The following is a 360-nucleotide window of genomic DNA, read 5'->3' on the forward strand; positions in this document are numbered from 1 at the left end:
GGAGAAGTGAAACATCTCAGTACCCTGAGGAAAAGAAAGAAAACCTCGATTCCCCCAGTAGCGGCGAGCGAAAAGGGAAGAGCCCAAACCCGGTATATGTTCAAGCCTGTGTGCGTTGTATATCGGGGGTTGTGGGGTTCGTTAGGTGTGGATACAGACACACCAGAAAGGAACGTGCTTCTAGTCTAATGTCTCTGGAAAGAGCAACCGGAGAGGGTAAAAGTCCCGTGGACGAAAGAAGTGACGCTTTTCAACGAGTACCCCAAGTACTACGGGATAGACAAACCTGTAGGAATCCAGGAGGACCACCTCCTAAGGCTAAATACTCCCTGGCGACCGATAGTGAACGAAGTACTGTGA

General features: G+C 50.0%; 1 rRNA gene (running past one end of the window). It reads left to right on the forward strand.

The window, feature by feature from the left end:
• A 23S ribosomal RNA gene (locus J4G07_07440) occupies positions 1-360 on the forward strand (its annotated part extends 144 nt beyond the left edge of the window); the annotation flags it as partial.

It is taken from the genome of Candidatus Poribacteria bacterium, from assembly GCA_021295715.1.
Classification (GTDB): Bacteria; Poribacteria; WGA-4E; order WGA-4E; family WGA-3G; genus WGA-3G.